This window comes from Pseudorhizobium xiangyangii, assembly GCF_020531965.1.
Lineage (GTDB): Bacteria > Pseudomonadota > Alphaproteobacteria > Rhizobiales > Rhizobiaceae > Neorhizobium > Neorhizobium xiangyangii.
In genome coordinates this window covers 1-2,041 of record NZ_JAJAWH010000083.1, presented here as the reverse complement: position 1 = coordinate 2,041, position 2,041 = coordinate 1, and the positions used below count along the sequence as shown (strand labels likewise).

At 65.0% G+C, this 2,041-nt stretch carries 1 protein-coding gene; it reads left to right on the top strand.

The genetic code is table 11. The features are described 5' to 3' along the window. The coding region (locus LH464_RS24230) for an Ig-like domain-containing protein (RefSeq protein WP_226788954.1) at positions 1 to 2,041 on the top strand (2,041 nt) is incomplete at both ends.

Here is a 2,041-nt window from a genome sequence, read left to right as displayed (position 1 = left end):
TCACCATTGACACGACGGCGCCTGACGCGCCGCGCTTCACCGGTGGTTTTGACGCGGTTGCCAATATTGTCGGTGAGTTTGCCGACGGTGCGGTGATCAATGACGGGCGGCCCAAACTGTCGGGGATCGGAGCCGAGGCAAACGCCAAGGTGGTGATCTTCCAGGACGGGATCCAGGTTGCCACGGTCACCGCGGATGCGGGCGGGCAGTGGAGCTGGAAGCTCCCGGCGGCCTCGGCGGCGCTGGCCGATGGCAGCTATGCGTTCACCGCTGCGGTGGTTGACGCGGCTGGCAATCAAGGGCTGCAATCGGCCCCCTTCAGCGTGACGATCGATACGCTCAATCCTCTGGCACCCACCATTATGCGGGCCGAGGACGATCAGGCGGCCGTGATCGGTACGATCAGCGCTGGCGGCTTCACCAATGACACGACGCCCAGGCTGGAAGGCGATGGTGCGCTGGCCAATGGCGTGGTGCGGATTTTTGATAACGGCATCCAGATCGCCGAAGTCATCGCCGACGCCACTGGTGCCTGGAGCTACACGCCGGTCTCGGCGCTGGGGCAGGGCCTGCATGGCTTCACCGTTGTCTCGGTGGACCAGGCAGGCAATACCAGCCCGGCGTCGCCGGTCTATAGCCTGACCATCGACACGGCGGCGCCTGGAGCGCCGGTGATCGGCTCGGTGAGCGACAATGCCGGCACGATCCAGGGGATTGTCGGCCACGGCGCCAGCACGGACGACACGACGCCGACGCTGTCCGGCTCGGGGGCCGAAGGTGGCTCGACGGTGACCATTTACGACAACGGGGTTGCGATCGGCACGACCCTTGCGTCGGCCAATGGCACCTGGACGTTCACGCCGTCGGAGGCGCTCAGCGAAGCTGTGCATGCGTTCACGGTGAGCTCGACGGATGCGGCCGGCAATGAGGGGGCGCAATCGGTTCCCTATAGCGTGACGGTGGACCTGACGGGTCCGTCGGCCAGCTTTGTGCCGGTGATCGACAATGCCAGCGACGATGTGGTGCCCGATACCGGCCTGGTTGGCCATAATGGCTTCACCAACGATACGACGCCGCGCCTGAACGGGTCGGGCGCCGAGCCCAATGGGCTGGTGCGGATCTATGAAGGCTCGACGCTTCTGGGCCAGGCGCAGGCGGATGCGAGCGGCAAGTGGTCGTTCACCGTGGCGGTGCTGGGTGAAGGCGCCCATAGCTTCACGGCTGTGACGGTGGATAATGCCGGCAATGAAGGGGCAAGCTCCGCCCTGTTTACGCTGAGCGTCGATACCTCGGCGCCCAATGCTCCGGTGATCACCGGGGCCAGTGACGATGCCGCGCCCGTTGTGGGCGTCATCGCCAATGGCGCATTGACCAACGATGCCACGCCGACGCTGACCGGTACTGCCGAGATCGGCGCGATCGTGAAGATCTATGACGGCTCGACCTATCTGGGCCAGACGACGGCCGACGGGTCTGGTGCGTGGACGTTCACGCCCGATACCAATCTGGGTGAGGGCACTCATAACCTGCGGGCCAGTGCCGTCGATGCGGCGGGCAATGAAGGACCCCAATCCAACCTGTGGACGGTGCGGGTGGACACTGCGGCCCCCAATGCCCCCTCGATCTCGAACCTGATCGATGATCAGGGCAGCGTGACCGGCAGCATCGCCAATGGCGGCGCGACCGACGACACACGTCCGCAGTTGATCGGCTCGGGAGCCGAAGCGGGCGCCATCGTCACCATCTACGACAACGAAGTTGCGATCGGCACGACCATTGCGGCGTCCAATGGCACCTGGACGTTTACGCCGGCGACCCCATTGTCGGGCAGCGATCACGCCTTCTCGGTGACCGCCACCGATGCGGCCGGCAATGAAGGGCCGCAATCGCCAAGCTATAGCGTCACACTCGACACAAGTGCACCGCAGGTGCCAAAGATCGACAAAGTCTGGGACGATAGTGCCCCTGGAATCGGTCTGGTTGGTGCAGGCGCGACCACCAACGATACGACTCCGACACTGTCGGGCACGGCGGAAGCCGG